Raw genomic sequence first — 1031 nt, forward strand, 5'->3', positions numbered from 1 at the left:
CACTTGGACTGCTGGCTTTAACTTTCGCATTCTTCTTAGGAATATCGAAAAAGTCCGACTTAATTAGAACAGCAGAATTTTTCTTTGCTCCATTAACAAATGCCGCACGCTTCGCAAAGTCGATTGTAAGTTTATCGCCTGCTATGAAATTAAATTTCACATAGACACCTTGAAAAACGCTGCCATCATCATTCAATAGTTCAATGCTGTAAGTTGTAGCCGCTCCCGCGAATGTGCAATTAACTACAGGAGAAGTCGGGGCGCTCCCGTTGTGTTTAATATCCGTAACCGCTCCCGCTGTCTCAGATACATTAAAAACCACTTCGGCCCCGTGCTTGTAGGGATCAGGGCATATAAAATTAATCGTACCCTTTCCAAACTTAAAAACCTCGTCCAGTTGCCCTTCTCCATCAATCATGGCGTAGTATGTCCTGTCAGGCTCATCAGGAAAGACTAAAGGCCCTGGATTGTCTGTTACAAGCCAGTCGGCCACCTCTTCTTTTGCTTTTTGTAGGTCGTCAACGCCTTTTATAACTACATCCACGGGCAATGGACGGGCTTTTATTTTCTTTTGTCGTGGGTATGCACCAGGACGGCCAGGGATTTCTACCATATCCCACTCTATAGGCGCCCATATTGGCCGCTTTGTGCCTACCGTTGCATGAAAAAAGGGTTTTGATACCCCGTTAAATGTCATTGTCATTTGTACCGCCTCTTATCTGTAAAAGCTTGGCGTTGTTGTGCTTTTGTCATGTCTTTGTTTGTGAGGGAAGCAAACTGCCGACTGTTGATATTTAAAGCTGTTTGAATAGTTGGAATGTTAACCTCTATAGGGCGATTAAAAACGGCGTCTGATAGGCTTTTTACTGCCGCCGCAAGCTCAGTAATATTTAACGGCTTCGATTCTGTTGAAACGCTTAACATGCTTGATTTTATCCCCTTGAGATCCGGTAGCTCCGGCATGGCTGCAGCCGCTAAAGTATCAGCCGCTTTCATAATGTCTTTCTTCGTTGAATCCAAGCCAAGCTCAT

Annotated in this window: 2 protein-coding genes; both read right to left on the reverse strand. The window is 44.4% G+C overall.

The window, feature by feature from the left end; all coding sequences use genetic code 11:
* Positions 1 to 703: distal tail protein Dit (locus ACFQ88_RS39605; RefSeq protein ID WP_379463438.1), on the reverse strand; the 703-nt coding region annotated here is incomplete at its 3' end.
* Positions 700 to 1031: hypothetical protein (locus ACFQ88_RS39610; protein ID WP_379463439.1), on the reverse strand; the 332-nt coding region annotated here is incomplete at its 5' end. The genes ACFQ88_RS39605 and ACFQ88_RS39610, both read right to left, overlap by 4 nt.

Origin of the sequence: Paenibacillus sp. NPDC056579, from assembly GCF_042793215.1 — a bacterium.
In the GTDB taxonomy this organism is placed as follows: domain Bacteria; phylum Bacillota; class Bacilli; order Paenibacillales; family NBRC-103111; genus Paenibacillus_S.